Below are 1,016 nucleotides of genomic sequence, written 5' to 3'. Positions count from 1 at the left end.
GAGTTTTGATGATGATGCGTTGACGCTTCATTTCAATTTAATGCCAGGCGCTTTTGCTACGAGTTTGTTGAGCGAGCTATTTGATTTAGAAGATGCCTCAACACGTCAGATGGCAGAGCAGTGATAGAGAATTAAAATGAAATTGTTACTATCTAATGATGACGGTGTGAATGCAGAAGGTTTGCACTGTTTGGCTGACGAGCTTAGCAAAATAGCCGAAATTACTGTTGTTGCTCCTGATCGTGATCATAGTGGAGCCAGTGGATCTCTCACTTTATCAAGACCTTTAAAAGTCACGACTCTTCGAAATGGTTTTCAATGTGTTGATGGTACGCCAACTGATAGCGTTCACGTTGGTTTGACTGCTTTGACTAATGGAGATGTTGAGCGAGTTGTTTCCGGTATCAATACCCATGAGAACTTAGGTGATGATGTACTTTATTCAGGGACTGTTGCGGCTGCTTTAGAGGGGCGTTTTTTAGAAAAACCTGCCATAGCCGCATCACTCGTAAATCGCGGAAACTGGCATTACGAGACTGTCGCAAAAGTGGTTCGCGATATATTGGAAAACGACATCTTCTCGACTTTACCTCCACGAACTATTCTCAACGTTAACGTTCCTGATGTGCCTTATGAACAGCTAAATGGCTTAAAGATCACGCGTCTTGGTCACCGAGCAAAAGGGAAGCCGCCTGAGCAGTTTTCAGATCCACGAGGCAAAGAGCGTCTCTGGATTTCTACTGCTGGTGAGGGTGATGATGCGGGGGAAGGTACTGATTTTCATGCTGTATCTAATGGTTACGTTTCCGTATCACCTATTCATGCCGATATGACTTCGCATACAGCGCTTGCGACCTTGCAACAAGCCGTGAAAGAGAAGTCTTAATGCCAGAGCAGAGTATTGAAGGCATCGGAATGACCTCTCGCCGAACGCGTCTGAGGTTGGTTCAGCGTTTGCGCGATAAGGGTATTGCTGATGAGCGTGTTCTGGAGGCAATCGCTGATACACCTCGACA

General features: G+C 45.6%; 1 protein-coding gene. It reads left to right on the top strand.

Features of this window, described 5'->3' with window-relative positions; all coding sequences use genetic code 11:
- Window positions 1-136: 136 nt before the first annotated feature.
- Window positions 137-886 (top strand): 5'/3'-nucleotidase SurE, encoded by a 750-nt coding sequence (surE, locus tag A3739_RS24860; RefSeq protein WP_068483576.1) that lies wholly within the window; start codon window positions 137-139, stop codon window positions 884-886.
- Window positions 887-1,016: the final 130 nt, after the last annotated feature.

The organism is Oleiphilus sp. HI0067 (assembly GCF_001635735.1).
Note: the sequence above shows the minus strand (reverse complement) of the source record. Positions and strands in the feature narration are given on the sequence as shown.

Coding starts and splice junctions, on each gene's coding strand:
- surE (WP_068483576.1), top strand. CDS start 137: ATGAAATTGTTACTATCTAATGATGACGGTGTGAATGCAGAAGGTTTG.